The following is a 26,027-nucleotide window of genomic DNA, read 5'->3' as shown; positions in this document are numbered from 1 at the left end:
CTTACGACTATTTAAGAATCTGTGTTAATGCTGGTTGTAAGTTAGGATACTGATACTGAAAACCTGATGCTAAAGTCCGTTGGGGTAAGACTTGCTGCCCTTCTAATACCACTTTTGCTCCATCTCCTAACATCGCTTCTAAAGCAAAAGCAGGTACAGGTAACCAGGAAGGACGATTCATCACTTGACCCATAGTTGTGCTTAATTCTGTCATCCGCACGGGATGGGGAGCAGTAGCATTATATACTCCGCTCATTGTGGGTTGGGTTAAAGCTTGGATAATTAAACTGACAATATCATCTAAATGAATCCAGGAAAACCACTGACGACCACTACCAATGGGTCCACCAGCAAAGAGTTTAAAAGGGGTAATCATTTTCCCTAAAGCACCACCATTCCCTAAAACAATGCCTAAACGCAAAATCACTAAACGGACACCAGTATCTTTAACTTTCTCAGCTTCTTTTTCCCATTCTTTGCAGACTTGGGAGAGAAAATCTTGACCAGGGGGACTATTTTCATCAAAGGTTGCTGTTTCGCTAGTTCCGTAATAACCAATAGCAGAAGCATTAACTAATACAGTTGGTCGAGGATTGATTTTAGTTATGGCTGCGACAATTTTCTCTGTACTCAGTTTGCGACTGTTGAGAAGTTCCTGTTTCCGTTCTGGTGTCCACCGTTCTTCCGCAATGGGTTCTCCGGCTAAATTCACTACTCCATCACAACCTATTATAGCATCTTGCCACGAACCTGATACGGTGGGGGTATAGGCAATAATTTCTAAATTAGGAAAAGCTGAAGCCGGAAAAACCTTTTGGGCAGATGTGACATTCCGTGTTAATACAATTACTTTATGACCTTCGGTGTATAGTCTTTCTACTAGCCGACTACCCACAAATCCTGTTGCACCACTAATCGCTATTTTCATTTTGCCTGTTTTTGATGAGAAATTACGCTAAAAACCTGGGAATTGAAGCCTCTAGAAAAGTTTGAGAATTTTGGTATCTTTTAATTTAACGTCAATTGTGACTAGGCCACAGTGGCTATCGGTTTAGAGCCAACCTCCTTAAAAAAATTGAATTAGTGACAACACTGACAGAACTAAAGGCCATTAGTGCTGCTGCACTGGACGGACCAAGATTAAAACCCCAGCTAGGTAATAGTACACCAGCAGCTAAGGGAATACCTATTGTATTATAAGCAAAAGCCCAAAATAAATTTTGGCGAATAGTATTAAAAGTCGCTCGACTGAGGTGAATGGCTTTGACAACATCAATCAGAGAATTTCGCATTAAAATAATTTCGGCGGTTTCCATAGCGACATCTGTGCCAGAATGTAAAGCGATGCCTACATCGGCCTGTGATAAAGCTGGAGCATCATTAATACCGTCTCCGACCATAGCGACGAATGATTTGCTTTTCCCAGACTGAAGAGATTGAATCATGGCAGCTTTTTGGGCTGGAGGGATACCTGCTATCACATCAGTGTTATTTATTCCTAGTTGTTTAGCGATCGCTGTGGCTGCTTCCATTCTATCACCACTAAGCAACATCACGCGCAAACCCATCTGATGTAATTTATCTACTGCGGTTTGAGCATCTGGTCTAAGGGTATCACTCACAGCAATTAATCCGGTTAAAATCCCATCTACAGCCACACCTATGACAGTTTTTCCCGCTTTGGCTAATTTATTTCCCTGTTGTTGTGCTGTTTCGTTAATATCAATTTGGTGATAATTAAACCATTCCCAGTTACCTAAAAGCACATTTTTACCCTCCACAACAGCGGACACACCCATACCAGGTTCAGTATGGAAGTCTACAGCATTGGGAATAGTTAGATATTGGCGTTTGGCCTCTTCTTGGATGGCTGTAGCTAGGGGATGATAAGTGCCGCTTTCTACCGCCGCTGCTAGTTGAATTAATGATATTTCTAAAGCTGATTCGGTAATAGATATACAATCTGTCACCGTGGGTTTACCTGTGGTCAGAGTTCCGGTTTTATCAAAAACTATAGTGTCTAATTTATGAACTTTTTCTAAAACATCACCACCTTTAATTAATAATCCCCTTTCTGCACCTACACCAGTACCCACCAGAATAGCTGTGGGGGTAGCTAGTCCTAAAGCACAGGGACAAGCAACTACCATGACAGCGATCGCTAATTTTAAACTAATTAATAGTGAATAATACTCAGTATGGGGGACTAAATGCTGGGGATGATGTCCCATATTGTGAGCCATTTCCATTGTCCCAGACATGGTAACATCTGTCCATAAGTGAGTTCCCCACAAATACCAAAATCCAAAGGTGAAAAAAGCCGCTGCTAAGACACCGTAGGTAAAATAACCAGCCACCGTATCCGCTAATTTCTGCACTGGAGCTTTACGAGTTTGGGCCGCTTCTACTAAAGCCACGATTTGGGCTAGAGTAGTATCATCACCTGTGCGGGTGGCTTGAATAGCGATCGCTCCTGACTGATTTAAAGTTCCCCCAGTGACAATATCTCCTGGTTGTTTAATTACGGGTACTGATTCCCCGGTTAACATTGATTCATCTATGGTAGTTTGTCCAAAACGAACCTCACCATCAACGGGAATTTTATCACCTGGTAGCACCTGTAACCATTCACCTACCCGCACCTGTTCCGCCGGAATTTCGATAATATTTGCACCAGCAATTAATTTTTCTGGTTCTGGGTTAATAATTAACCGGGCTGTTTGCGGAGAAAGGGCTAATAATTGGCGAAATGCTTTAGCCGCGCGGAGTCTAGCTTGTTTTTCTAAGGTTCTCCCCAAAAGAATAAAACCTAGCATCATTACTGGTTCATCAAAAAAGCATTCCCACCCCATTTGGGGAAACAATAGAGCTACTAAACTGGCAATATAAGCTGTAAGCGTTCCCAAACCAATCAGGGTATTCATATTGGGCGCACCCCGTCGCCAACCTAACCAGCCTTCCACTAAAATTGGTCTACCAGGAATAATAATTGCTATGGTAGCTAGTCCACAATGAAACCAGATGTTATTTAAAATAGGTAAAATTGCACCAATATTACCAAAATGGCCAATTCCTGATAAAAATAGTAACAAGCCAGCCACTACTAACTGTCTAATTATAGACTGCATTTCTTGGCGCTGTCTTGAGGCGGGGTTGGGGGAAACAGCAGATTGATCACCAGCACTTTTAGCTGTACGTAGTTGACTGGGAAATCCTGTGGCTGTTAACCCCTGAATCAGTGTATCTGCATCTACAGCACCAGGTTCTATTTCTACTACTGCAACTTCCGTTGTTAAGTTAACACAGACGCTTTTAACTCCTAGATGCTGAATAAGCTGTTTTTCTACTGCATTAACGCATCCACCACACTTCATCCCCCCAACGTCTAAAATAATTTTCTCGCTAGTTAGTATTTTTTGGGAGGGAGTAGATTCCAGGACCAGTAGTTCAGTTTTTGGGGTTAGTTGCATGATAGGTTTTTACATTCACTCTTCTGGGTTCGACACTTCACAACCAGTGTCTCTACCTTGAGATTAGGCGAAAATCTGCACTTCAGGCGAGGGAAAAAATATTAAGTTTTTTTATATCCTAACTTCTCGACAAAAATCCCCAAAATATCTTCATCCCAAACATCATAGTTTTGTCCTGGTAGTGTAAATTATAGCCGTTAACTGTAATGGCAACATCAAAATCAGGCTTTTCCAAAAATAATTTATTTCCCAATCTGATACTACACTAAAATACCCCATACTCATCATTAGCAGGATGAGTAAGTGCTTATGTTTATGTTTGAGAATTTGCATATCAATTTACTTGATAAAAAATCCTAAAACCAACCTTGTTTATTTACAAAGTAGGTATTAATAAATTCTTCATGAGGTTTATTTAAGTAAATCATGGCTTCAATCAAACCGACCAGTTGCATTATTATTAATGTAAATCCATAGGTAAGGGAGCCACCAACAACGGAAATTACCAACATAATAAAACCTTCTGATGTGTAACCAAGAATAAATTTATGCAAACCAAAACCACCAAAAACAATTCCCGCATAACCAGCTAACAGTTGTTTTGTAGCATAGGAAGGGTTAACATTAGTCATATTTAGCTATTCTCCTTCATGTCTAAATTATAAAATTTACGGAATTGATCATTGATAATTAGATAATTACTTTTTTAAACATGACTCCTGTATGATTCAAATAATCATAAAATATAGCAAATTTGGCAAAAAAAAAATAAATATTGCCTTATCATATCACATTTACCAATACCCGGCAATGATTAACCTTGAAAAAAGTATTGCTAGGACGATATAGATTTTTATACCTATCTATTTTTGTCAGATCCGGATGATTTTTGAACAAGCAGTTAAGGACTTAATTTCTTATTCCTTTATATCCTCAAGTGGTTAGTTTTTACCTCATCCTTAATACCAAATTAAGATGAAGTTGTACGAGTGATTATTATTCTGTGCATCTGCATATAAAATTCGTATTATCCCTGACTAAGCTGTTCTGCATTTAAGTATAATCATAGCGGGCAAGATGCCCGCACCACAAGATTTAGCCATATTAGGATTGTACAATTTAGCCGCGTCATAGCTTAGGAAGGATTATTGATAACTTCATGAATTGTCTTTACCTATTATCTGACATTCACTTAGTTATTACTACCTAGAATAAACAAACTGATTAATGTGCCGCTATTCCAAAGACTATGGAGGAACATGGAGGCTAATAAGTTGCGTGTTCTCGTGTAAACTACTCCCAATACTATTCCCAATGCTGTCAACGGTAGTATTTCTGATAAACTGAGGTGAGCAGCAGCAAATAACAGTGCGCTGGTGAAAATTGCCCCCCATACGGAAGTATAGCGCGTCATAGATGGTAATAAAAACCCGCGAAATAGAAATTCTTCAAAAACCGGTGCTGCTATAGCTGCGGTAAAGAAAAATATCCCCAATGCAGTATGATCTCGACTTTCTAGCGCCATTTGCAATAGTGGGTTACTTCCCCCCTGTCCTTGCCATAATTTTTGGTTAATTAACGATACGATAACGACAATGGGTAAAGCTGTACAATATCCACCTATTCCCCACCAAAACCAATTACTAAAGAAATTAAAGCGAAACCAGTTGGGAGGAAGGGGGAAAAAACGCTTGATAGAAAAATACAGCACTGACAAACAACCTAAAGCAACTAACACATAACTGACTAAAACTGTCAAAGCTTCAACTCTTACATTACCTGTACCACGGGGAATAGGCAAAATAGATAATAATTCTGGTATAAATAATTGCCCCATTAAAAAGAAACCAAGGACAAAAACCTGAATAATTATTTCCCAATTCCAAGGAGTTGACCAAAGTAAATCACCATTTCTAGCTAATAGGGATTCTCGACCTTTGAGTAAGCGTTGAGTCAATAAGAAAATGAGCAGAATTGTCCCTATTAAAGCTGTTAAGCTGGGAATAGTCGCAATTATTCCTAATTTGAACAACGCTTGGGTTGCAGCCTCTTGTTGGGCAATTTCTAAAGCTGATAACGCTTCTTGACGTTGTTGAAGTCTATATAATTGCACTAAGGCTGTATCCCGAAACCAACCATTGAGGTTTTGTTGAATCAGTTTTTCAGCTTTGGGGAATAAACGCGGAGGTTTACTCCACATTCCGGTTAATGTTTCAGCGGTTTCTGGATATTTGGGGTTAATATCTGAGTATTGCTGTAGATTACTCCAGGTTTTGATAGCTTTATCTGTTTCTTGTTCCTGTGCTTGCAAAATTCCCAGTCGTAAGTCTACTTCCGCTAACAATTTCTCCTCTTCCTGGATTAAGTTTTGTAAACTTTTCTCTTCTGCGGAAATAGAAGTAGTTACTGAAAATTGGAGTTTCGTTAACTTATTTTTAGTTACCTGTAAACTAGTTTTGATAGATTCACTAGCTTCTTGATATTGCTTGGTCGCGCTTTCTAAGGGATTTTCGCCAATAATAGATTCCTGAATTGTTTGAATGCTATAATCACTACTATCTTCTGGTTGCCATGCTTGGGCTTGTAAAACTATATTAGTCTGGTACAATTCTAGACGACTTTGGAATTGAGGTTTTTGCCAGCTACTTAATAAAGATAAACCTGACAACATAATCACTAATAGCGTTAGCACTATTAACAGCAACCGCTTAATTGTCATCTATTCCCCTTTGAATATGCAGGTACAAGGTGTATTATAAGCTAGTACCGCAGGGTGGAGTTAATTTTTTTTAACGAACCACAGAGAACACAGAGAACACAGAAGAAGAAAATTACTTATTAATATGTTTTTTATTAATTCTTTACAAGATCAACTAGAGGAATGGAATCATACTATTAATCGTCAGCCAAATCATCCTCATAGTTATATTCGTCGAGGTATGGTCTATTTTAAGTTAGGGAAAATTCAGGAATCAATTCAAGATTTTGATACTGCGGAAAATTTAGATTTTCACATTACTCCTTATCTTTGGCAACGGGGTTTATCTTATTATTATGCTGAACGATTTTCTCAGGGTGCTAAACAGTTTGAAATTGATTTAACTGTCAATTCTCAAGATGTGGAGGAAACCGTTTGGCGGTATCTTTGTATGGCTAGATTATCTGGAGTTACGGAAGCACGTAATTCTCTATTACCTGTGAAAAATGATTCTCGGAAAATTATGAGAGTTATATATGATTTCTTTGCTGGTAATTGTTCCAAAGATGATGTTTTGAATGTGGGAAAATTATCAGGATTAAAGGGTAACTTTTACAGTCATCTCTATTTGGGTTTATATTATGAAGCTGAGAATAATTTAGACTTAGCACGGGAATATATTCTCAAAGCTGCGGACGAGTACAAAATTGATGACTATATGTGGTATTTAGCAGTGGTTCATAAAAATTTACGGAAATGGAATTAGATAAAGTTACATTCTTTAATAAAGTTCCTACTGCTATTCATTTGCGCTTTAGCTTTAATATTGGTGCTTCGTTGTCACCACAAAACATCCCCTCCTCCGCTCTTCCTCTGCGTTCTCTGTGTTCTCTGTGGTTCGTTAAAAAAATATTTACACAAATCACAAATACCATATATTAACGTCCTAACATTTTATCTCTTAAATGCTTAATGCGATCGCGTAATTTTGCAGCCTCTTCAAATTCCATCTTCTTCGCTGCTTCTTTCATCTGTTTTTCTAATAAGATAATTAACTCAGGAATATCTTCCAAAGATAATTCATCTAAATGTTCATCAACTATTTTTAAATCACCAGCATTTAAACGCCGAGAAGCATCTAAAAATGATAAAATAGCATTACTCGACTTCTTCTTAATCGGCTGCGGTATGATTCCATGCAGTTCATTATAAGCCATTTGAATCCCCCTTCTTCTATCAGTTTCATCAATAGCTTTAATCATACTATCTGTTAATTTATCAGCATATAAAATGGCTTTTCCTTTAACATGACGTGCTGCGCGTCCAATAGTTTGAATTAAAGAACGTTCTGTTCTCAAAAATCCTTCTTTATCTGCGTCCATAATTGCAACTAGAGAAACTTCTGGTAAATCTAAACCCTCCCGTAACAAGTTTACACCAACTAAGACATCAAAAACACCATTTTGTAAATCTTGTAAAATTTCTATCCGTTGAATAGAATTAATTTCTGAATGCAAATATCTAATTTTAATTCCCCTTGCTTCTAAATATTCAGTTAAATCTTCAGCCATACGTTTAGTTAATGTTGTAATTAAGGTTCTTTCCTGACGGTCAACTCGATCTTTTATTTCTCCTAATAAATCATCAATTTGTCCCTCCGTTGGCCGCACAAATATTTCTGGATCAATTACTCCCGTCGGTCTAATTACTTGTTCGATAATCTGATCTTCAGAAATCTCTAATTCCCAATTTCCTGGAGTCGCAGAAACAAAAATACATTGATTGACTTTTTGCCAAAATTCTTCTGCCTTTAAAGGACGATTATCCGCAGCACTCGGAAGTCGAAAACCATGATCTATTAATACTTTTTTCCTCGCTTGATCTCCGTTATACATTCCCCGAATTTGGGGAACGGTAACATGAGATTCATCTATAACTAATAACCAATCTTTGGGAAAATAATCAATTAAACATTCTGGTGGTTCTCCTGCTTGTCTTCCGGCTAAATGACGAGAATAATTTTCTACTCCGTTACAATATCCCACCTCTCTTAACATTTCTAAATCATAACGGGTGCGTTGATCAATACGTTGCGCTTCAACTAATTTCCCCGTTTCTTCTAATATTAATTTTTGCTGTTTTAGTTCTCTAGCGATATCTTCACAAGCTATTTCTACTCTTTCTTTGGGAGTAACAAAGTGACGCGCAGGATAAATATTTACTACTTCTAAATTACCAATAATTTCACCGCTGACAGGATCTATATATCTGATTGCGTCAATTTCATCACCAAAAAATTCGACGCGAATAATTCTATCTTCGTAAGCCGGAGAAATTTCTAAAACATCACCTCGAACTCGGAATTTACCCCTCCCCATTTCTATGTCATTACGACTATATTGAACTGCTGTTAAATCTCGTAAAATTTGCCGGGGATCAATTTCCATTCCTATTTGTAATCGAATTGCAGCTTTTAAATATTCTGCCGGCATTCCTAAACCATAAATACAACTAATTGAAGCAACAACAATTACATCCCGACGTTCAAATAACGAACGGGTAGCAGAATGTCGTAACATATCTATTTCTTCATTAATTGCTGATGTTTTCTCTATATAAGTATCTGTAACCGGTAGATATGCTTCGGGTTGATAATAATCATAATAACTAACAAAATACTCTACTGCATTATCAGGAAAAAACTCCCGCAGTTCATTACATAATTGGGCTGCTAATGTCTTATTATGTGCTAATACTAGAGTAGGTTTATTCACTTTAGCAATAACTGCGGCTATGGAAAATGTCTTCCCGGTTCCTGTCGCACCAAGTAATGTTTGATAATGATTTCCTTTTTGAATACTAGCAGAAAGTTGAGCGATCGCTTGTGGTTGATCACCCGTAGGGACAAAGGGCGCTTGCAGATTAAAATCCATTATCTCAGTTCATCGTTACACCCAGCAATTCTACACAATTTCTCAGCTTTGCGTCGGGGGGGGGCAAATTTTTTTTTCGGGGTGGAGTTGCAACATCGCCGGCGATGTGCTATATTAATATAATGGAGTGGTGATAAAATTTTTATTAAAAGACGCACTCCCATTATCACAATATCACCCCTAGCACCGCAAGTCAATCCCCACAACAAAAAAATTTTCTTTTTTTTGATTATTTTTGATTAATTCAAGATCAAAATTCTCCAAAATTACCGCCCAATTCTTGCTGTAAGCGATACAAAATAGTGTTTTTATCAACTTGAGATAAAATCTCCTGAATGACGGTATTAGCGCCCAACTGTCCCCAAGTACAGCCTTTTTCTAGATATAACTTTGCAGCTTTACCGACGGTATAAGCACCATAACCAGCAATTCCTCCTTGAATAATGGCGCTGCTGGTAAAAGTGGTAATGTTAAATGGATTATCACCACTAGTTAGGGCTGCGGTAGTTTTACCTAAACCTAATATTAAACTACTGCTGATTTCTCCCAACAATAAACCACCGGAACTAAATAAAATGGTTTTTAATAATTTACTAGCTTCATAACTAGTCATAGGTAAACCATACAATTTAGCTAAGGTACGAATTAAGGCTAAATCAGTAATAAAACCGCCAATTATATCTAAAAAAGCAATAGGATTTAAACCAATAACTAAAGCCTTATATTGAGTAAATCGCCAAATAATATCTTCTGCTTCTTTTTCCCGCATATCAATGGTTTTTTGGGCGATATTTTCCTCAGATTCCCTAGCTTGAATTAGTGCATTTAAAGCTAAAAGAGATCGTCCTTCTCTGTTTAATATATTCAAGATTGTTTGCTTTAATTCCTCTACCTGGGGAGGTGGTGTTTCCCATTCATAATTAATAGTTCCATTTGGATATTCTACTCTCACCTCCATGGGCGCAGGTTCAGCGGCTACCATGACAATTTCATCTGGTAATAAAGGATTATTTTGGGAATTTCCCGCCCCTAATTGTTGCAGATTTTTGTAAATTGCATTTCTGTCAATTTCTGGATATAAATCAATTTTATTAAATACTAAAATTAAGGGTTTTTGAGCTTGACGTAATTCCCATAATCCTTGATATTCAGTTTTAGTAATGTCCCCAGAAACAACAAACAAAATTAAATCCGCTTGACGGGCTACATTTCGCGCCATTTCCGCCCTTGATTCTCCTGCAATTTCATCTAAACCAGGGGTATCTATTAATTCAACTAATACCTTATCCCCCGGTTTCCAGCGCACAGAACGCGGCCATTGAGTCACACCATTTAAAGGTCCTGTTTGCAGAATTTTTTCCCCTATTAAAGAGTTTAATACTGCTGACTTTCCCCGACTGACTAAACCAAAAGCCGCAATTCTAATCACATTTGCATCTAATTTACTCAATGTGTTATTTAAAGCTTCTATTTCCGGTTTGAGTAAATTTTCTAATTCTGGGTTGGCGGCTAGTTGTCCAGATTTACGGAGATATCCATACCAAGATAATGCTTGTCTAAGACTAGCACGGGCGCGGTTTAAATGGGTTTCTTGTAGGTTACGGTTACTCACTGGTTTTAGTTTTTATAGGAATAAAAAGCCTTGGCGATTATAAATCACAGCTATACAAATAAAGTCCACCTGCGTGGACTAATGAAAAATTAAGCTGCTGTTAATGATTTTCCTAAAATTTGCGGTTCAGGTATTGGTTGTCCGTCTTCTAAATAAGATGAAATCAGCATTTCTAAAACTTCTTGGGCATTTTTTAAAGCCTCTTCATAAGTGTCTCCATGAGTACAAGGCTGCATGACATCTGTAAAATCTGGTAATGAAACTACATAACATTCATCTTCCTTAGACCATTGAATAATAATTGTATATTTCATTCCTCTGATTCCTCCTTTTCTTCTGTTTCTATTTTATTCAATTCTACTATTGCTTCATTAACTTGCTTCTCTAAATATTGTTTAGCATCACTACCATCTTTACCAGCAATGATAATAGCTTTAGATAATTTTGGATGTATCCATTTGCTATGACTTCCCTTTGCCGGTTTATATGTAAAACCGGATTGCAGTAATAAATTTTTCAGTTCTCTAATTTTCTTAGGCATATCTAATATAACGTTATTGTCCCAAATATGCTTCTAAAACTTTGGTATTATTTTGGATTTCTTGAGGATTCCCCACAGCTAAATTTTTTCCTTCTGCTAATACCCAAACTCTATCACATAAAGACATAATTACATCCATATTATGCTCAATAATTAAAAATGTCATTCCCTCCTGACGATTCCATCTGATAATGCGATCGCATATTTCATCAATTAATCGAGGATTGACACCAGCAGCAGGTTCATCTAATAATATTAACTTAGGATTAGTCATTAATGCCCTGCCAATTTCTAAAAGTTTTCTTTGTCCTCCAGATAAACCACCAGCATAGTCTGAAGCCTTTTTTTCCAAGCCTACGGATTCTAACAAAAACATAGCCCGTTCCTTTAATTGCTTTTCTTCTTTAAGAATAACATGAGGTTGCAGTTGCACTTGCCAAAAGTTTTCACCAGTTTGCTTTTGCGCTCCCAAAAGCATATTTTCTAATACCGATAATTTTGATAAAACCCGTGCAACTTGAAAAGTTCTGACTAATCCTTGTTGAGCAATTTGATATGATTGTAATTGATGGATAGGTTCACCATCAAAAATGACTCTACCCTTATCTGGATGGATAAAATTAGAAAGTAAATTAAATAAAGTGGTTTTACCAGCACCATTAGGACCAATTAACCCAGTAATACTACCTTTGATAACTTCAATATTCGCTTCTTCAACTGCCTTAATTCCACCAAAATTTTTACAGAGTCCAGTTGCAGCCAATAGCGGTAATTCCGGTGATTTGATATTATTTACCATCATGATTTTATCCTGAGTGTTTAATTAACTGCCTTAGACAAGATACCCAATATTTTTTTGATATCTTTAATATAATATTCATTGAAATCAATGTAAACTACTTGATCTTGTAGTTGCAAAAATTTCCACATATTCCCTGTAGTTACAATACCATTAATTAAATTTATTTTATTTCCTTCCTTTCTTTTATTAATAGTTAAGCCAAATTTTTTCACTAATTCCGGCAGCTTAAAATCCCTATAAGCCATTTCATTCAACCCTCAAAAATCTTGATATTTCTCGTCCCCTAATTCCTGATTATTTACCAAGAGTAAGTTCCTCCTTTTTCCCTAAAATACCTTGAGGCCGCCAAATCATTAACACCATTAAAATCAAACCAATAAACATCACCCGAAAAGCACCAATTCTTTCTACATCTAAAGGAACAATTTTCGGTAAAAATTCCCTAGTTAAAGAGTCATAAGCAAAGTAAATAACCGCACCTAAAATTGTGCCAATATTATTTCCTGCACCACCTAAAATTACCATAATCCAAGCGTCAAAAGTAAGTTGAGGTTGAAAATTATCGGGATAAATTGCTCCCAATTGCCAAGCAAAGAACGCCCCCGCAATACCAGCAATCGCACCGCCCAACATTAATGATTGTAGTTTATAAGAAAAGACATTTTTACCTAATGCCTTAGGAATTTCTTCATCTTCACGAATAGATTTTAGCACCCTTCCCCAAGGAGATCGCACTAAAATTTCTAACCGCCAAAATACAAAAGCTAAAATTAACAATACCAACAACATTAAACCAGCTTTGGGATTATAATTGTATAATCCAACTGTCCCAGAAATATAAATTGCTAGAGCTAATAATCCTAAAGCAATTCCTACTATAAATCGGGAAGTTAATTCTTGTTTGAGGCTGCTGTTTCTAATGGGATTATTATTGGCAGAAATTTGAGCAGTTCGTACCCAATTCCACAAAGAAAATAACGTGATCCCTGTTAATAAAGTTAACACAGCAATCATCACCAACCGCAAAAATAAATTTGGGGTTGTTGATAACGGTATGACATAACTTTGCACACCAAAAGAGCCAGATATCCAATCTTTACCTACAGGTAATTCCTGATTATTTACTATTAATCTAATTAATTCACCTGTACCAATGGTAACAATTGACAGATAATCTTCTCGTAAGCGGAGAGTCGCAAAACCTATGACTAAACCCAATAAAGCGGCAACAATTGCTCCAACTACAGCCGAAAGTAATAATGGTACACCCTTGAAAGTTAACAAAACTGTTGTATACGCTCCTAAAGTCATAAAAGCAATATGACCAAAGTTAATTAAACCCGTAAAACCCCATTGTAAATTCAGTCCTAGCGCAAATAGCGCGAAGGTTGCGGTAGAAATAGCTAGAAAAATTAGATATTCAATCATTAGTTCGTCATTTGTCAGTGGTCGGTGGTTAGTGGACAATTGTCAATTGTCAATTGTCCGTTGTCAAGTTTCGCGTATCAGTAATTACCAAATCTCTGGATATAATAAGTATTAAAACTAACAGTAGTATCATATCGGTATCTGTGCTTTTATTAAAAACTGTATAATACAAAGCAGGGATCACCAAAACCATACATTAAACTTATGTTTGACCAACACTTTATTTGAGATTTCCCTCTTATGAATGCTCAGGCACTTTGGCAACGATACCAAGATTGGTTATATTTACACGAGGGATTAGGACTGTATTTAGATATTAGTCGGATGCGGTTTGATGATGCGTTTGTAGCTTCATTAAAACCTAAGTTTGACAAAGCGTTTGCGGATATGGTAGAACTGGAAAAAGGTGCGATCGCTAACCCCGATGAAAACCGCATGGTAGGTCATTACTGGTTGCGAAATCCAGATTTAGCCCCCACACCAGAACTAACTCAAGAAATAGTTCAAACTCTAGAACAAATCGAAGCTTTTGCAGACCAAGTACACACCGGTGCAATTCATCCTCCCAAAGAAAGCCGCTTTACAGATATTATCTCTATCGGTATTGGTGGTTCGGCCTTGGGTCCCCAATTTGTCGCTGAAGCCCTTTCCCCAGACTTACCTCCCCTACAAATTCACTTTATTGACAATTCAGACCCCGCAGGTATTGATAGAGTTCTATCCCAATTAGGAAATAAACTGGCTACCACTTTGGTATTAGTAATTTCCAAATCTGGAGGAACTCCCGAACCCCGCAATGGCATGATTGAGGTAAAACAAGCCTATACAGCCCAAAAATTAGATTTTTCTCAATATGCAGTTGCCATCACTGGACAAAATAGTAATTTAGATCAAGTCGCACAATCGGAAAACTGGTTAGCCCGATTTTCCATGTATGATTGGGTGGGTGGACGTACCTCGGAAATGTCCGCTGTAGGGCTACTACCTGCGGCATTACAGGGCATTGATATCCGTGCTATGCTATCTGGAGCAAAAGAGATGGATGATGCCACTCGCGTCCCTCATCTCAAGGATAACCCAGCCGCTTTATTAGCCCTGGCTTGGTATTTCTCTGGAAATGGCAAAGGCCAGAAGGATATGGTGGTTCTCCCCTACAAGGACAGTTTGTTGTTATTTAGCCGCTATTTGCAACAACTGGTTATGGAATCTTTGGGTAAGGAAAAGGATTTGGACGGGAAAACTGTATATCAAGGTCTTGCAGTTTATGGTAACAAAGGTTCAACAGACCAACACGCCTATGTCCAACAATTACGGGAAGGTGTACCTAATTTCTTTGCTACCTTGATTGAAGTTTTAGAAGACCGTCAAGGAAAATCCCCAGAAGTTGATCCCGGTGTCACTGCTGGTGATTATCTCTCCGGTTTCTTGTTGGGAACTCGTCAAGCATTGTATGAGAATAACCGCGATTCCATTACAGTCACTATTCCCCAAGTTAATGCCCGTACCGTAGGCGCATTAATTGCATTGTATGAGAGAGCAGTAGGTTTATATGCCAGTTTAATCAATGTCAATGCTTATCACCAACCCGGTGTAGAAGCTGGTAAAAAAGCCGCTGCTGTGATTCTCGATTTACAAAAACGAGTTTTAGAAGTGTTACAAACCCAGAAGAAAGCACTTTCTATTGCTGAATTGGCAAATATTGCCGGTGCTACTGAGGAAATTGAAGCAATTTACAAAATTCTCCGTCATTTACATAGTAATCATCGGGGTGTGGTATTAACAGGAGATCTAGCTAAACCTGGGAGTTTAACTGTTTCTCTCGGTTAATAAAATTACCTTTGTTCATCAAAATTAGCTCCCCGACTTGTTGAAGAAGTCGGGGATTTTGTTTTTTGTTTTTTGTAATTAGGGCTTCCTAAATAAACTCTAGCCCCACAGACAACTTTTATGGCTACTGAGTAAACCCTAATTAGAACAAATACCTTCCTCCCTTGCAGCTTGTTGCACCGCAGCAGCAACCGCACTAGCAACTCGTTTATCAAAGACAGAAGGAATAATATGTTGGCGGTCTAAATCAGAAATATTAACCAAAGAAGCGATCGCATTAGCCGCTTCTAAACACATATTAGTAGTAATCCTCCTCGCCCGACAATCTAAAGCTCCACGAAACACCCCTGGAAACGCCAGGACGTTATTAATTTGGTTAGGGTAGTCACTCCGTCCCGTAGCCATGACAGCGACATTTTTAGGGGCTAATTCTGGCTGGATTTCGGGAATGGGATTGGCCATAGCAAACACAATGGCATCTCTTGTCATTCCTTGAACCATTTCCGGTGTCAAAACTCCCGGCGCACTGACACCAATAAATACATCCGCCCCTTGCACTGCACCTGCTAAAGTTCCTTGGGCTTTAACGGCAAATTCCAGTTTTTCAGGGGTTAAATCGCTGCGATTTGTAGAAATAATGCCCTTAGAGTCGCACATCAAAATCGTTTCTGCACCAGCTTTGCGGAGTAACCGAGCAATGGCTACCCCAGCCGCACCAGCACCATTAATGACAATGCGGACATCTCCAATGGACTTCTGGACAAGTTTAAGAGAATTTAATAAGGCTGCTAAGGTGACAATTGCTGTCCCATGTTGATCATCATGGAAAATCGGTATATTTAATTCTGCTTGTAATCTTTGTTCAATTTCAAAACAGCGCGGTGCAGCAATATCCTCCAAATTCACACCACCAAATACAGGAGCGATATTTTTCACAGCTTTGACAATCTCATCAGCATCTTGAGTATCCAAACAGATGGGAAAAGCATCAAGTCCAGCAAATTCTTTAAATAGCATGGCCTTTCCTTCCATGACCGGTAAAGCCGCCCCAGGTCCCAAATTCCCCAAACCTAATACAGCACTCCCATCGGTGACGATCGCCACTGTATTCTGTTTAATAGTTAGATTGTACACTTCCTCTGGATTTTCGGCGATCGCTTTACAAATCCTACCGACCCCTGGAGTATAAGCCATTGCTAAATCAGAAACACTTTTAAGAGCAATTCTGCTGACAATACTGATTTTGCCACCGCGATGTAAATTAAAGGTACGGTCATAAACATCAATTATTTGAATATCTGGTAATTCTTTTACCGCTTGCACTATGGTTTCTGCGTGTTCCGTACTGGCGGCATCAACTGTAACATCACGTATAGATTCTTGACGATTTTGTTCAATTAAATCAATTTGTCCTAGATTACCACCCGTGGAGGCGATCGCTTGGGTAACAGATGCTAACATCCCCACTCGATTAGGAATTTGTAAGCGCAGGGTTACACTAAAACTAGAATTAGGAGTCAGATTTGTCATGGAGCTAATTTCGATTTTAAATTTTAGATTTTATATTGAATTGCTACGTGAAATTTTATTTTCACAAAAAACCGCATTACAACTAGTCGCAAACCATCTCTGTTTTGTTGTGGCGGGCCTTTTAATCTTAAAAATTTGCTTATTAACACTTTATTAATGAGTGTTTCCTGCCTCAGTCTTATTTATATTCTTTTCTCCCTATCCTCTGCCCCGGAAACGGTAGTATTTCACCATAAATTAGCCCAAAAACCCACAGAATCAAAACCTAAACACCATTCGGCTGACGCTTACGAGACACCCAAAAAGTTTTTAGGTTTTGGTGTCTTTTAATCTAGGTATCGAAGACAAATAAGAGATTTATCGAATGTAGAATCCCCCCTAGAAACGGAGATTATCAATCTTCCTCTCTAGGAACTTCCAGTTCGCTCTTGAGATTTTGCAACTGCTCTAGAAGAGAATCTACCTCTGCTTGCAAGTCCATAAACTTGACCTGCTGATCGTCTCGATAATAAGCCTTAGTTAACTTCTTAACTAGGTTAACGTGGGATTCGCATTCGGAAACACTGGATGACATAGTAGACATAGTTGTTGGCATTACAAACTTAACTCACACCATTAGTTATAAATATTATAATTATAATATGCCAATCATGCTAATCTCCAGCTTTGTTAAAATATTGTATAGTTTTCATCATATACTCTAATAAATTACAAATCTGGTCATCATCCTCCCCGATCTTGGTGAAGATGTCCCACAACTAAGATTATGACTTGAAACCTGGAATACTTATACTAAAAGCATTCCCCCCACAAATCCTTAATTAATAAATTTTGAATCCCGTGACTTTGAGCCTGTCTGCTGCTAAATCTCATTGCCAACCTTGGCCAGGGCTAATACAAGCCTATCGTCAATACTTGCCTGTCAGCGAAAAAACCCCCGTGGTCACTCTCTTAGAAGGTAACACGCCTTTGATTCCCGTGCCAGCCATCGCCGAACGTATTGGCAGACAGGTCAAGGTGTACGTCAAATATGATGGTCTTAACCCCACTGGTAGCTTCAAAGACCGGGGAATGACAATGGCAATTTCTAAAGCAGCAGAAGCCGGTGCTAAAGCTGTAATTTGTGCCAGCACTGGTAATACCTCCGCCGCTGCCGCTGCCTATGCTAGAAGAGGAGGGATGCGCCCCTTTGTATTAATTCCTGATGGTTACGTGGCCTTGGGCAAGTTGGCACAAGCGTTACTTTATGGGGCCGAAGTCCTAGCAATTCAAGGAAATTTTGACCGCGCTCTGGAAATTGTCCGAGAAATGGCGGATCAATATCCCATAACCTTAGTAAATTCTGTCAACCCCTACCGCCTAGAAGGGCAAAAAACCGGCGCTTTTGAAGTTGTTGATGTTTTAGGTGATGCCCCCGATTGGCTATGTATTCCCGTGGGCAATGCCGGCAACATTACAGCATATTGGATGGGTTTTTGTCAATACCATCAACATGGCAAATGCGATCGCCTCCCGAAAATGATGGGTTTTCAAGCCGCTGGGGCTGCACCCTTGGTCAATGGTCAACCAGTCACACATCCTGAAACCATAGCCACAGCCATTAGAATTGGTAATCCTGCCAGTTGGGATAAAGCCATTGCAGCACAAACAGCCAGTCAAGGCACTTTCCGGGCTGTGACTGACGAGGAAATTCTCGACGCTTACCGTTTATTAGCATCATCAGAAGGGATTTTCTGTGAACCCGCTAGTGCAGCTTCTGTAGCAGGATTGTTACAGGTAAAAGACGAAGTTCCCACCGCTGCGACTGTAGTTTGTGTCCTCACTGGTAATGGTTTAAAAGACCCAGATACCGCTATTAAACACAGTCATGCCCAATTTAAACAAGGAATTGCAGCAGATGTAAAGGCCGTTGCAGAAGCCATGGGATTTTGAACAAATTTTAGATTTTAATTAATGAAATAAGTGATCGCTTATTCTATTTTAGGAAAAGGCGATCTTTTTGCTCTCATTCAAACCCCGTTCTTAAGCTATAATTTATGGAAAATTTATGGAACGAGAATATCACTCACCTTAATCTCAATTTCTGGAAATACCGCACTTTTAATCAAATCATCACCTGTATAGGTAAACTCCTCATAAAAGCCTTCTACTAAAGATAAAACTGTAATTTTGTTCTGTACAGGGTCAACAATCCAATATTCAGCAATTCCCCTGGCTGCATATTCAGAACGCTTGAAACGATAGTCTCGTACCTCATTTTCAGTACCAGGAGATACCACCTCTATTGCTATTAATGGTGGTGGCATATCATGGGTAATTGTTCCTCTTTTCGTAGTTTCTAAAGCAGCGCGACATTCTTCACCCAAAACTAATAAATCAGGGATTCGTACCTTAGCCCTACGTCCACTTACCTCAATCATAATCTCTTTATATTTTAATAAATAAAGAGGGACTATTTTAGCCAATTCCAACAATAATCGCATTGATACATCGGAGTAAAAAATTGATTCTGGAGGCATTAAAACTAATTCTCCATCCACTAATTCATAGCGATTTCCAGTACCATCATCATAAGCATAGTAATCTGCAAAGGAAAAATAATTGACTGGTGCTTGAGTAATTTGAACCATAACATAAATATAATTCCATTCCCTTAATACATATTACTACAAAAAATGCAGTATAGTTGATCAATTGATCAATAACATCACCTAAAGCCATAGTCAGACTTTTCCGGGCTTGAGCCTGATTTTCTTGCTCAAGTTTGAATTAAATTGGTACTTTGTCGCTGAATAGCTATAGTCTTGCCACTACCTGCTTCATTATAGATTTTTATAGTATAATCACTGAGGAGGCCTGATAAACTCTGCCAGAACCCCCTTAAATATGTTCAATTTTCATTTTATCAGCTTTTTTCGTCACTTAAAATGGCGCACATTGAAAAAAACTTTTGCCAGGACAATAGAAACAAGACTGTTAGGATTAGCTGCGGAAATAGCCTTTAATACCATGTTATCCCTATTTCCGGCAATTATAGCCTTACTAACAGCAATTGGTTTATTTGCAGAATCTTTACGAAACACATTTATTCAACTAGCGACAGAACTGAGTAAAATTGTCCCCCAAGAAGCTTGGATATTAATTCGTGATTTTACTACTCATGAAATTGCTAATTCTAAAAATAGTAGTTTATTTTCTCTGAGCTTTGTAATTACCCTTTGGACAGCTTCTGGGGCAATTAATACCGCTATGACAGCTTTAGATCAAATTCAACAAATTCACCCCAAAAAAATGCGTCCTTTTTGGCAAGCAAAACTTATATCTCTTGGTTTAACAATCGGGACTATATTATTATTAATGCTGGCTTCTTTTTTAGTATTTATTAGTGATTTACTCCTGGGAATTGTCGTAAATAACAATACTTATTTAATCTTTATATCCCATCTTTGGCAATTTTTACGTTGGCCTTTAGCATTGGCTACAGTTGCAACCGCTTTTGCTTTTGTTTATCGCTATGGACCTAGCAAATGTAAAACAAATACACCACTAATACCAGGAGCAATTTTAGCAGCTATTTTTTGGGCCATAGTTTCTGCAATATTTCGCCTCTATGTTAAGAATTTCGGCAATTATAATAAAGTTTATGGTGCAGTGGGTGCTGTTATTGTTTTAATGTTATGGTTATGGATGAGTGCTTTTGTTCTTTTAGTCGGATACCAATTAAATGTAACTGTCGGTGAAGAAATGAAGAATTAAAAATTGAAAATTAAAACAGAAAAATCTGATTTTAAATTACAGTCAAGCAACAACTATATATTTCTCAAATAAATCTGAAAAATTTCAGTTAGAAAATGAGATAATAGGAAAGTCAATCACCCACCGGAAATCATGAATAATGCCTAATTCTCCTGAACACTTTTCTATCACAACTGATGGTTATGCACCTCGATTAAAACGTTTACGTCAACTTAGTAAAATACTAGATAATATAATTACCATTCCCGGAACACAAGTGGGAATCGGTTTAGATCCAATCATTGGATTACTACCTTTATGTGGTGACGCTCTAGGACTAATATTTTCCTTTTATATTATCATTGAAGCCGCACAATTAGGCCTATCTACAGCCACATTAGGAAGGATGGTCATGAATGTGATTATTGATTCCTTAGTTGGCTCTATTCCCATGTTAGGAGACTTCTTTGATTTTGCCTGGAAAGCTAATAATTATAATATCATTTTATTAGAAGAAGCCCTAAAAGATCCTCACAAAAACAAAAAAGCAAATAACTCCTTTATCCTCCTCTTGATTATCGGCTTATTTCTGATTGCTATTCTCTTAATATCCATCCCCGTGATATTAATAAGAATATTATGGCAAGTTATCACTGGTAGTTAAATTACTCCTACATAAAGTTATGAAAGATTGGTGGCAAGATAATTTTCCTCAAGGGCGGCAAAATCTCACTATTACCGATTCTCAAGGTTATCCAATTCAAATAGCCTATGGTGAAAAAGGTACGGGTAAACCCCTAATTTTATTACATGGTTTAGGCAGTTGGAGTTATAATTGGCGGCTTAGTATTAAGCCATTATCTCAACATTTTCGCGTAATTTGTTGTGATTTTAAAGGTTTTGGTTTTTCCGAAAAGCCATTATCCCGTCGAGAAAAAAATGGACATCAAATTATTGAATTAAAACGCATTATTCAGGGTTTATGTGATGAACCACCTATCATTGTGGCAGAATCAATAGGGGCATTAATTTCCTTGGGATTAGCAGGTGTCAGTCCTCATTTAATCGGACGTTTAGTAGTCATTAATGCTCCTATTTTCACGGAAACATTACCTCATTGGGCTATGGATTTGCTGGCACAAACACCAATAGAAATCATCCATGCAATTGATTATTTACGTCTAGCATATTGGTTTGCACCTTTAGTTAGACAAGTTATGGGAACAGAAAGACGCAAGGTATTATATGATCCCTCATTATTAACCGAAGAAGATATTTATTGGATTACGTACCCATTTATTGAAATTCCGGGAACTGTAGTCAAAGTTGCCGAAGAATTACAAATTGCTGCCAAAGAAATCGAGAATTTCCGCACAAATCAGCCTAATATGTTGAGTAATATTCAAAAAAATCTCAAAAACATTGAATGTCCAACTTTAATTTTATGGGGTGATCAAGATAGTTGGTTTCCTGTTAGTCATGCAGAAAAATTACATCAATATCTCCCCAATTCTCGCTTACAAATTTTGCAGAATTGTTATCATGATACCTCCACAGGTGCTGCTGATGTTGTCAATGCAGCAATTTTAGGCTTTTTAAAAGATACTAATTAGTAATTACTAATTGACAATGAATAACCAACAACTAATCACTAATCACTTACGGTAAATTCATAGTAAACCTACTTAGAGCCAAATTTGAGATTTGCTTTAAAGCTAACCACATGAAAGTTGGGATAGTTGTACTGTAGCGACTAAATAGTCTCAATGGTTCTTGAATCAAACGATATAACCACTCACAACCTAAATGACGTATCCAATACGGCGCTCTTTTATGACTTTCTGCAAAGACAGGAAATGCCCCACCCAAGCCAATCATTACAGCCTGAATTTTGTTTTTGTGTTGGTTCATCCATAACTCCTGTTTTGGACATCCTAAAGCCACTAAAACTATTCCCGCCTCACTATCATGAATCTTTTTGATAATAGCTTCATCCTCTGCGTGTGTGAGTGGACGAAATGGAAAAGGCTCCATACCAGCAATTTTTACATTTGGAAAGACACGCTCTAACTTCCTTCTCATCTTCTCTAGAGTTACTACATCAGCACCTAAGAAAAAAAGATGAATGTTTCTTAGTGGAGTTAATTTACACAAAGATAAAAGAATATCCATACCAGCAACGCGGTTTTGAGCATGTACACCCATTAGTTTCAACATCCAAACCAGCGGCATTCCGTCAGGAGTCACAATATCCGCACTCTTTAAAACAGAGCAAAACTCTGGATGCCAATAAGCCTCTACAAGCATATGAGTATTCGATACGCAAATAACTTTGCTAACTTTATTCATCGCCCATTCTAATATGATATTTATTTGTACCTCAAAAGGTAAAGCAGTAACAGGAGAGCCAATAATATCAATTTTGGCAGGCTTTCTTGAAACTTCAAATTCCATAGATGAATTTAAGTATTGAATTTCATTTTTTGTAGTTAGCATCTTTTTATTTATATTGTTGAGTTGTAAAAATTTTAGGTTATTCGGTACTTGTTATGCTAAACCGAGAAGTTGAGAGAAGGGAACTCTTAACAGGGAACAGGCATTAATTAAACCAAATTCCTATATATTATCAATAGCAATCGCACCCAAAATAGGAGTAGAAGAGAAATTTAATTGCTCTAATGATTTGGCTAAAACAGAAAGGTTTGTTTTACCTACTCTTATAGCCAAAATACTTGCGTCTGTGTATTTACTCAGCAGATTAGTATCTGCAAAACCTAATAGATGCGATGTATCATATATGATTAAATCAAAATTTTGTTTAAATTGTTCTGTCAAGCTTTGCATCTGAGGAGATGACAGCAAAATTGTGGGATTTGGGGGAATTTCTCCCGTAGTCAATATAAACAAGTTATGCTCTAAAGATGATTTTCCCATATCTTTTGCAGTCGCTTTCGTCACATCATAATTTTTTTCTCCAATACTGCTACTGTTTGTGTGTATAACATTCTCAAAATTTAGTCCTTCAGAAATCAGATTGCTTAATCCTTTTGTATTCGGTAAGTCCAACATTTTATGGATACTAGGATGACGCAAATTTGCATCTACCAACAACACCCGTTTACCCATTGCTGCTGCTGTCTGAGCTAGGTAAAAAGCAATTGTTGATTTACCATCTCCAGGAGCAGCCGAAATAACTGCTAGAGAACGGAGAGAACTATCACCATTTAAAAAAGAAATATTTGTATAAATAGAGCGGAAAGATTCCCAGAAGTTTGAGCTATTCTGTTTTCGATAAAGCTTACCATTCTTTTCAAACCTAATATGAGGAATATTCCCTAATATTGGCAATTTAATTTTATCTTTAACTTCCTCAAAGTCATAAAATACGTTGTTGAGCTTATCTATAATAAAAGCAAATCCTGTGCTTAATAATAAACCTAAAATTGTTCCTAAAATTAAATTTTCTATGGTACTTGGTGCAATATTTTTAGGCTGACTAGGAGGAGTAAGTATCTGCCAAGGTATCTGCTTTTGAGCTGAGTCTATGCGTAATCTTTCCCGTTCCGTTAAAAAGTGATTAAGATTATCAACAGAAATTTTTAATTGCCGTTCTAAATCATCTTTTTGACGAATAATAAAGGGAAAGCGTTTAATTTGTTGCCCCAAAGAACTTTCAGCTTGATTAAGAGATTGGATTTCTGTTTTTAATACCTCAATTTGTTTATTTATCTCAAGAAATTTTTGAATTTCTCGCAGACGAGCCGAATTTGGTGTAACTGAATCTAAGGAATTCATTTTTGTGTTTGACAATTTTATTCCCAAAAGTCGCCGTTTTTCTCTGCCTACTAAATCCAGTAAATTTTGTTTTTGAATCAGCAGGGTTTGAATATTTGGACTATTTTCTGTATATTCAGATGATTTTATAGCAATTGCAGTTTCTCTATCTTGGAGTTGGCTTAATAGCTTCTGGTAATCAGGAGACTCACTCAATATGGAAATAGCCTCTGCTTCATCAGTTTCCAGTCTCAACTGTTTTTGCAGACTAGTATAGAGTGTTTTAGTTCTAGCTAATTGCATTTCTGTATTTAGCCGTTTCTGTACAATTTGGTTAAATTGACTAGCAAGTTCCTGTCCTTGAACTTCAGCATTAATCAGCCCATATTTTTGCCGAAAAATTTGTAGTTGTGACTGAAGATTTTCTACTCTCGTTAGTAGTTGTGGCAATTGTTTTTCAACAAATTTAATTCCCAATTTAGTTTCTGTTTGGCGTTCATCTAAACTGTATTTTAAGTATGATTCAGATACTTGATTTAATACAAACAAAACTTTCTTAGGGTTAGGATCTTGGTAAGTAACTTCTAAAATTTGAGTATTAGGTAGGATTTTGATATTAAGTTCAGGTGCGCTGCTACCTGGGTAATACATCTGGACTTTTTGAGTGATAGGATATATCAGTTTAGGACTTTGTAAAATATTTAACTTAGTTTCATCTATTTTGTTAGAATCACCTCTGTTATACCTGTCGTCTTGGGCTACTTTATCTTCAGCTGTTATCGGTTCAGTTAAAAGTCTAAATTGAGACACATACATTGGAGGTTTATTCAAAGCTAATCCTACACTAGCAAAGGCAAAAGTGGTTGTGCCAATGGCAATTATAATGATTCTGCGACGAATAACCGCCAATAATTTGCCTAAGTTTAATCCACCTTCATTACTCTCTTCTGACTGAACTGTGTCAATGAAAGGTGTAGATTGATGCTGCTGTCTATTTATATGAGACAAATTCTGGAGAGCATAGGTAGTTTTTATCATCTCAAACCTTATATAGTTTCTAATTTATTTTTAACTCGATATTTCAATTAAATATAGGACTTGCAGAGTTAACTGATTTGTAAATTAACACTGTTTTATCAGTTGTAGTGGACAACTTGGCAAAATCTCTGTAAGCTTTCATTTTCCTAAATATATTATTGATAAATTTGTCAGTAGATAAGTTACATATTCTTAGAATATTTATAATTTAACTGTTTTTGGTCAAAAGCTGTAAAGATTGTCTAAACTTAAAGAAAAACGGGAAATTAGATATTGACTTTGATCTTTAACTATCATTTAATTGCTTTCAATCTAGTATTTCTAAATTCAGATACACCACTCGATTAGCATAGTTTTTTACAAAAGTGAGAGATTGAATTATCAAATACATCTACTCAAGTCTAGAAAAGTTGATTTTTCCGATTCATCTGCAAGCCTACAAACCTTTTGCCAATTTGTCTACAATAAACTATGCAACAATGCTAATTTAAAACATAGTCTATTTTCAAAAGAATATAGGTGTAAAAAATTCTCTTTAAATGAGCCAATCAGAAAAAATTAGATAAGAATGTGAATTAAATAAAGTACAACTCTTGATTGAGTTAATCTAATCTTAGATTGCGCTGTCTTTACAAAGAA

At 37.2% G+C, this 26,027-nt stretch carries 22 protein-coding genes; 6 read left to right on the top strand and 16 right to left on the bottom strand.

Annotated elements, in window-relative coordinates:
• Positions 1-7: 7 nt before the first annotated feature.
• The 4 genes from H6F62_RS02390 to H6F62_RS02375 all read right to left on the bottom strand — a co-directional run bounded on the left by H6F62_RS02390 (position 8) and on the right by H6F62_RS02375 (position 6,189).
• Positions 8-928 carry a TIGR01777 family oxidoreductase gene (locus H6F62_RS02390; RefSeq protein WP_190371243.1) on the bottom strand — a complete coding sequence of 307 codons (921 nt, stop codon included), beginning with the start codon at positions 926-928 and terminating at the stop codon, positions 8-10.
• A 115-nt stretch (positions 929-1,043) separates the two neighbouring features.
• Positions 1,044-3,470, bottom strand: coding sequence for a heavy metal translocating P-type ATPase (locus H6F62_RS02385; protein WP_190371242.1), 2,427 nt, complete (start codon positions 3,468-3,470; stop codon positions 1,044-1,046).
• Positions 3,471-3,826: 356 nt separating this feature from the next.
• Positions 3,827-4,102 carry an NINE protein gene (locus tag H6F62_RS02380; RefSeq protein WP_137907154.1) on the bottom strand — a complete coding sequence of 92 codons (276 nt, stop codon included), beginning with the start codon at positions 4,100-4,102 and terminating at the stop codon, positions 3,827-3,829.
• A 560-nt stretch (positions 4,103-4,662) separates the two neighbouring features.
• Positions 4,663-6,189: a type II CAAX endopeptidase family protein gene (locus H6F62_RS02375; RefSeq protein WP_190371241.1), complete on the bottom strand. Its 1,527-nt coding sequence runs from the start codon at positions 6,187-6,189 to the stop codon at positions 4,663-4,665.
• A gap of 124 nt (positions 6,190-6,313) precedes the next feature.
• Between H6F62_RS02375 and H6F62_RS02370 the strand changes: the two genes are divergently transcribed.
• Positions 6,314-6,934, top strand: a complete 621-nt coding sequence (locus H6F62_RS02370; RefSeq protein ID WP_137907156.1) for a hypothetical protein — start codon at positions 6,314-6,316, stop codon at positions 6,932-6,934.
• 172 nt (positions 6,935-7,106) lie between these two features.
• On the opposite strand, the gene uvrB is transcribed toward H6F62_RS02370, so the two are convergent.
• From uvrB to H6F62_RS02335, 7 genes are all read right to left on the bottom strand, one after another.
• On the bottom strand, positions 7,107-9,104 hold the full coding sequence (gene uvrB, locus H6F62_RS02365) for an excinuclease ABC subunit UvrB (protein ID WP_347238691.1): 1,998 nt from the start codon (positions 9,102-9,104) through the stop codon (positions 7,107-7,109).
• A 247-nt stretch (positions 9,105-9,351) separates the two neighbouring features.
• A complete protein-coding gene (locus H6F62_RS02360; RefSeq protein WP_190371239.1) occupies positions 9,352-10,713 on the bottom strand; it encodes a DUF697 domain-containing protein in 1,362 nt (453 codons plus the stop codon).
• 89 nt (positions 10,714-10,802) lie between these two features.
• Positions 10,803-11,027, bottom strand: coding sequence for a type II toxin-antitoxin system HicB family antitoxin (locus tag H6F62_RS02355; protein WP_137907159.1), 225 nt, complete (start codon positions 11,025-11,027; stop codon positions 10,803-10,805).
• A complete protein-coding gene (locus tag H6F62_RS02350) occupies positions 11,024-11,254 on the bottom strand; it encodes a type II toxin-antitoxin system HicA family toxin (RefSeq protein ID WP_027402977.1) in 231 nt (76 codons plus the stop codon). The genes H6F62_RS02355 and H6F62_RS02350 overlap by 4 nt, the downstream gene beginning before the upstream one ends.
• A 13-nt stretch (positions 11,255-11,267) precedes the next feature.
• Positions 11,268-12,053, bottom strand: coding sequence for an ABC transporter ATP-binding protein (locus tag H6F62_RS02345; RefSeq protein WP_137907226.1), 786 nt, complete (start codon positions 12,051-12,053; stop codon positions 11,268-11,270).
• Between the two features lie 20 nt (positions 12,054-12,073).
• Entirely contained in the window at positions 12,074-12,301 is a 228-nt protein-coding gene (locus H6F62_RS02340; RefSeq protein WP_137907160.1) for a hypothetical protein, read from the bottom strand.
• 49 nt (positions 12,302-12,350) lie between these two features.
• Positions 12,351-13,484, bottom strand: coding sequence for a branched-chain amino acid ABC transporter permease (locus H6F62_RS02335; protein ID WP_190371238.1), 1,134 nt, complete (start codon positions 13,482-13,484; stop codon positions 12,351-12,353).
• Between the two features lie 240 nt (positions 13,485-13,724).
• Here H6F62_RS02335 and H6F62_RS02330 point away from each other — a divergent pair, with 240 nt between their 5' ends.
• Positions 13,725-15,311 (top strand): glucose-6-phosphate isomerase, encoded by a 1,587-nt coding sequence (locus tag H6F62_RS02330; protein ID WP_137907161.1) that lies wholly within the window; start codon positions 13,725-13,727, stop codon positions 15,309-15,311.
• A 138-nt stretch (positions 15,312-15,449) separates the two neighbouring features.
• Here the strand turns inward: H6F62_RS02330 and H6F62_RS02325 are convergent, their stop codons facing one another.
• Positions 15,450-16,841 (bottom strand): malic enzyme-like NAD(P)-binding protein, encoded by a 1,392-nt coding sequence (locus tag H6F62_RS02325; protein WP_137907162.1) that lies wholly within the window; start codon positions 16,839-16,841, stop codon positions 15,450-15,452.
• A 394-nt stretch (positions 16,842-17,235) separates the two neighbouring features.
• Entirely contained in the window at positions 17,236-17,424 is a 189-nt protein-coding gene (locus H6F62_RS02320) for a hypothetical protein (protein ID WP_137907228.1), read from the bottom strand.
• Between the two features lie 257 nt (positions 17,425-17,681).
• On the opposite strand from H6F62_RS02320, the gene thrC reads away from it, so the two are divergent.
• Complete coding sequence (thrC, locus tag H6F62_RS02315) at positions 17,682-18,773, top strand: threonine synthase (RefSeq protein WP_137907163.1); 1,092 nt, start codon at positions 17,682-17,684, stop codon at positions 18,771-18,773.
• A gap of 113 nt (positions 18,774-18,886) precedes the next feature.
• Here the strand turns inward: thrC and H6F62_RS02310 are convergent, their stop codons facing one another.
• Complete coding sequence (locus tag H6F62_RS02310) at positions 18,887-19,471, bottom strand: Uma2 family endonuclease (RefSeq protein ID WP_137907164.1); 585 nt, start codon at positions 19,469-19,471, stop codon at positions 18,887-18,889.
• A 256-nt stretch (positions 19,472-19,727) separates the two neighbouring features.
• Here H6F62_RS02310 and H6F62_RS02305 point away from each other — a divergent pair, with 256 nt between their 5' ends.
• From H6F62_RS02305 to H6F62_RS02295, 3 genes are all read left to right on the top strand, one after another.
• The gene (locus H6F62_RS02305) at positions 19,728-20,597 is read left to right on the top strand and encodes a YihY/virulence factor BrkB family protein (RefSeq protein WP_137907165.1); all 870 of its coding nucleotides are present in this window, start codon (positions 19,728-19,730) and stop codon (positions 20,595-20,597) included.
• Positions 20,598-20,736: 139 nt separating this feature from the next.
• On the top strand, positions 20,737-21,240 hold the full coding sequence (locus tag H6F62_RS02300) for a DUF4112 domain-containing protein (protein ID WP_137907166.1): 504 nt from the start codon (positions 20,737-20,739) through the stop codon (positions 21,238-21,240).
• Between the two features lie 19 nt (positions 21,241-21,259).
• Positions 21,260-22,189 carry an alpha/beta hydrolase gene (locus tag H6F62_RS02295; RefSeq protein WP_190371237.1) on the top strand — a complete coding sequence of 310 codons (930 nt, stop codon included), beginning with the start codon at positions 21,260-21,262 and terminating at the stop codon, positions 22,187-22,189.
• Positions 22,190-22,235: 46 nt separating this feature from the next.
• Here the strand turns inward: H6F62_RS02295 and H6F62_RS02290 are convergent, their stop codons facing one another.
• Together H6F62_RS02290 and H6F62_RS02285 are read right to left on the bottom strand one after the other, a co-directional pair.
• Entirely contained in the window at positions 22,236-23,030 is a 795-nt protein-coding gene (locus H6F62_RS02290) for a WecB/TagA/CpsF family glycosyltransferase (protein WP_137907229.1), read from the bottom strand.
• 162 nt (positions 23,031-23,192) lie between these two features.
• A complete protein-coding gene (locus tag H6F62_RS02285) occupies positions 23,193-25,388 on the bottom strand; it encodes a tyrosine-protein kinase domain-containing protein (protein WP_137907168.1) in 2,196 nt (731 codons plus the stop codon).
• Positions 25,389-26,027 lie beyond the last annotated feature (639 nt).

Source organism: Anabaena sp. FACHB-1391 (assembly GCF_014696755.1).
Lineage (GTDB): Bacteria > Cyanobacteriota > Cyanobacteriia > Cyanobacteriales > Nostocaceae > Dolichospermum > Dolichospermum planctonicum.
This window is presented reverse-complemented; position numbering and strand designations above follow the sequence as displayed.

What these genes read in the sequence shown, in the direction of transcription:
- H6F62_RS02390 (WP_190371243.1), bottom strand. Translation starts at nt 928, where the DNA reads ATGAAAATAGCGATTAGTGGTGCAACAGGATTTGTGGGTAGTCGGCTA.
- H6F62_RS02385 (WP_190371242.1), bottom strand. Translation starts at nt 3,470, where the DNA reads ATGCAACTAACCCCAAAAACTGAACTACTGGTCCTGGAATCTACTCCC.
- H6F62_RS02380 (WP_137907154.1), bottom strand. Translation starts at nt 4,102, where the DNA reads ATGACTAATGTTAACCCTTCCTATGCTACAAAACAACTGTTAGCTGGT.
- H6F62_RS02375 (WP_190371241.1), bottom strand. Translation starts at nt 6,189, where the DNA reads ATGACAATTAAGCGGTTGCTGTTAATAGTGCTAACGCTATTAGTGATT.
- H6F62_RS02370 (WP_137907156.1), top strand. Translation starts at nt 6,314, where the DNA reads ATGTTTTTTATTAATTCTTTACAAGATCAACTAGAGGAATGGAATCAT.
- H6F62_RS02355 (WP_137907159.1), bottom strand. Translation starts at nt 11,027, where the DNA reads ATGAAATATACAATTATTATTCAATGGTCTAAGGAAGATGAATGTTAT.
- H6F62_RS02350 (WP_027402977.1), bottom strand. Translation starts at nt 11,254, where the DNA reads ATGCCTAAGAAAATTAGAGAACTGAAAAATTTATTACTGCAATCCGGT.
- H6F62_RS02345 (WP_137907226.1), bottom strand. Translation starts at nt 12,053, where the DNA reads ATGGTAAATAATATCAAATCACCGGAATTACCGCTATTGGCTGCAACT.
- H6F62_RS02340 (WP_137907160.1), bottom strand. Translation starts at nt 12,301, where the DNA reads ATGGCTTATAGGGATTTTAAGCTGCCGGAATTAGTGAAAAAATTTGGC.
- H6F62_RS02335 (WP_190371238.1), bottom strand. Translation starts at nt 13,484, where the DNA reads ATGATTGAATATCTAATTTTTCTAGCTATTTCTACCGCAACCTTCGCG.
- H6F62_RS02330 (WP_137907161.1), top strand. Translation starts at nt 13,725, where the DNA reads ATGAATGCTCAGGCACTTTGGCAACGATACCAAGATTGGTTATATTTA.
- H6F62_RS02325 (WP_137907162.1), bottom strand. Translation starts at nt 16,841, where the DNA reads ATGACAAATCTGACTCCTAATTCTAGTTTTAGTGTAACCCTGCGCTTA.
- H6F62_RS02320 (WP_137907228.1), bottom strand. Translation starts at nt 17,424, where the DNA reads ATGTCTACTATGTCATCCAGTGTTTCCGAATGCGAATCCCACGTTAAC.
- H6F62_RS02310 (WP_137907164.1), bottom strand. Translation starts at nt 19,471, where the DNA reads ATGGTTCAAATTACTCAAGCACCAGTCAATTATTTTTCCTTTGCAGAT.
- H6F62_RS02305 (WP_137907165.1), top strand. Translation starts at nt 19,728, where the DNA reads ATGTTCAATTTTCATTTTATCAGCTTTTTTCGTCACTTAAAATGGCGC.
- H6F62_RS02300 (WP_137907166.1), top strand. Translation starts at nt 20,737, where the DNA reads ATGCCTAATTCTCCTGAACACTTTTCTATCACAACTGATGGTTATGCA.
- H6F62_RS02295 (WP_190371237.1), top strand. Translation starts at nt 21,260, where the DNA reads ATGAAAGATTGGTGGCAAGATAATTTTCCTCAAGGGCGGCAAAATCTC.
- H6F62_RS02290 (WP_137907229.1), bottom strand. Translation starts at nt 23,030, where the DNA reads ATGGAATTTGAAGTTTCAAGAAAGCCTGCCAAAATTGATATTATTGGC.
- H6F62_RS02285 (WP_137907168.1), bottom strand. Translation starts at nt 25,388, where the DNA reads ATGATAAAAACTACCTATGCTCTCCAGAATTTGTCTCATATAAATAGA.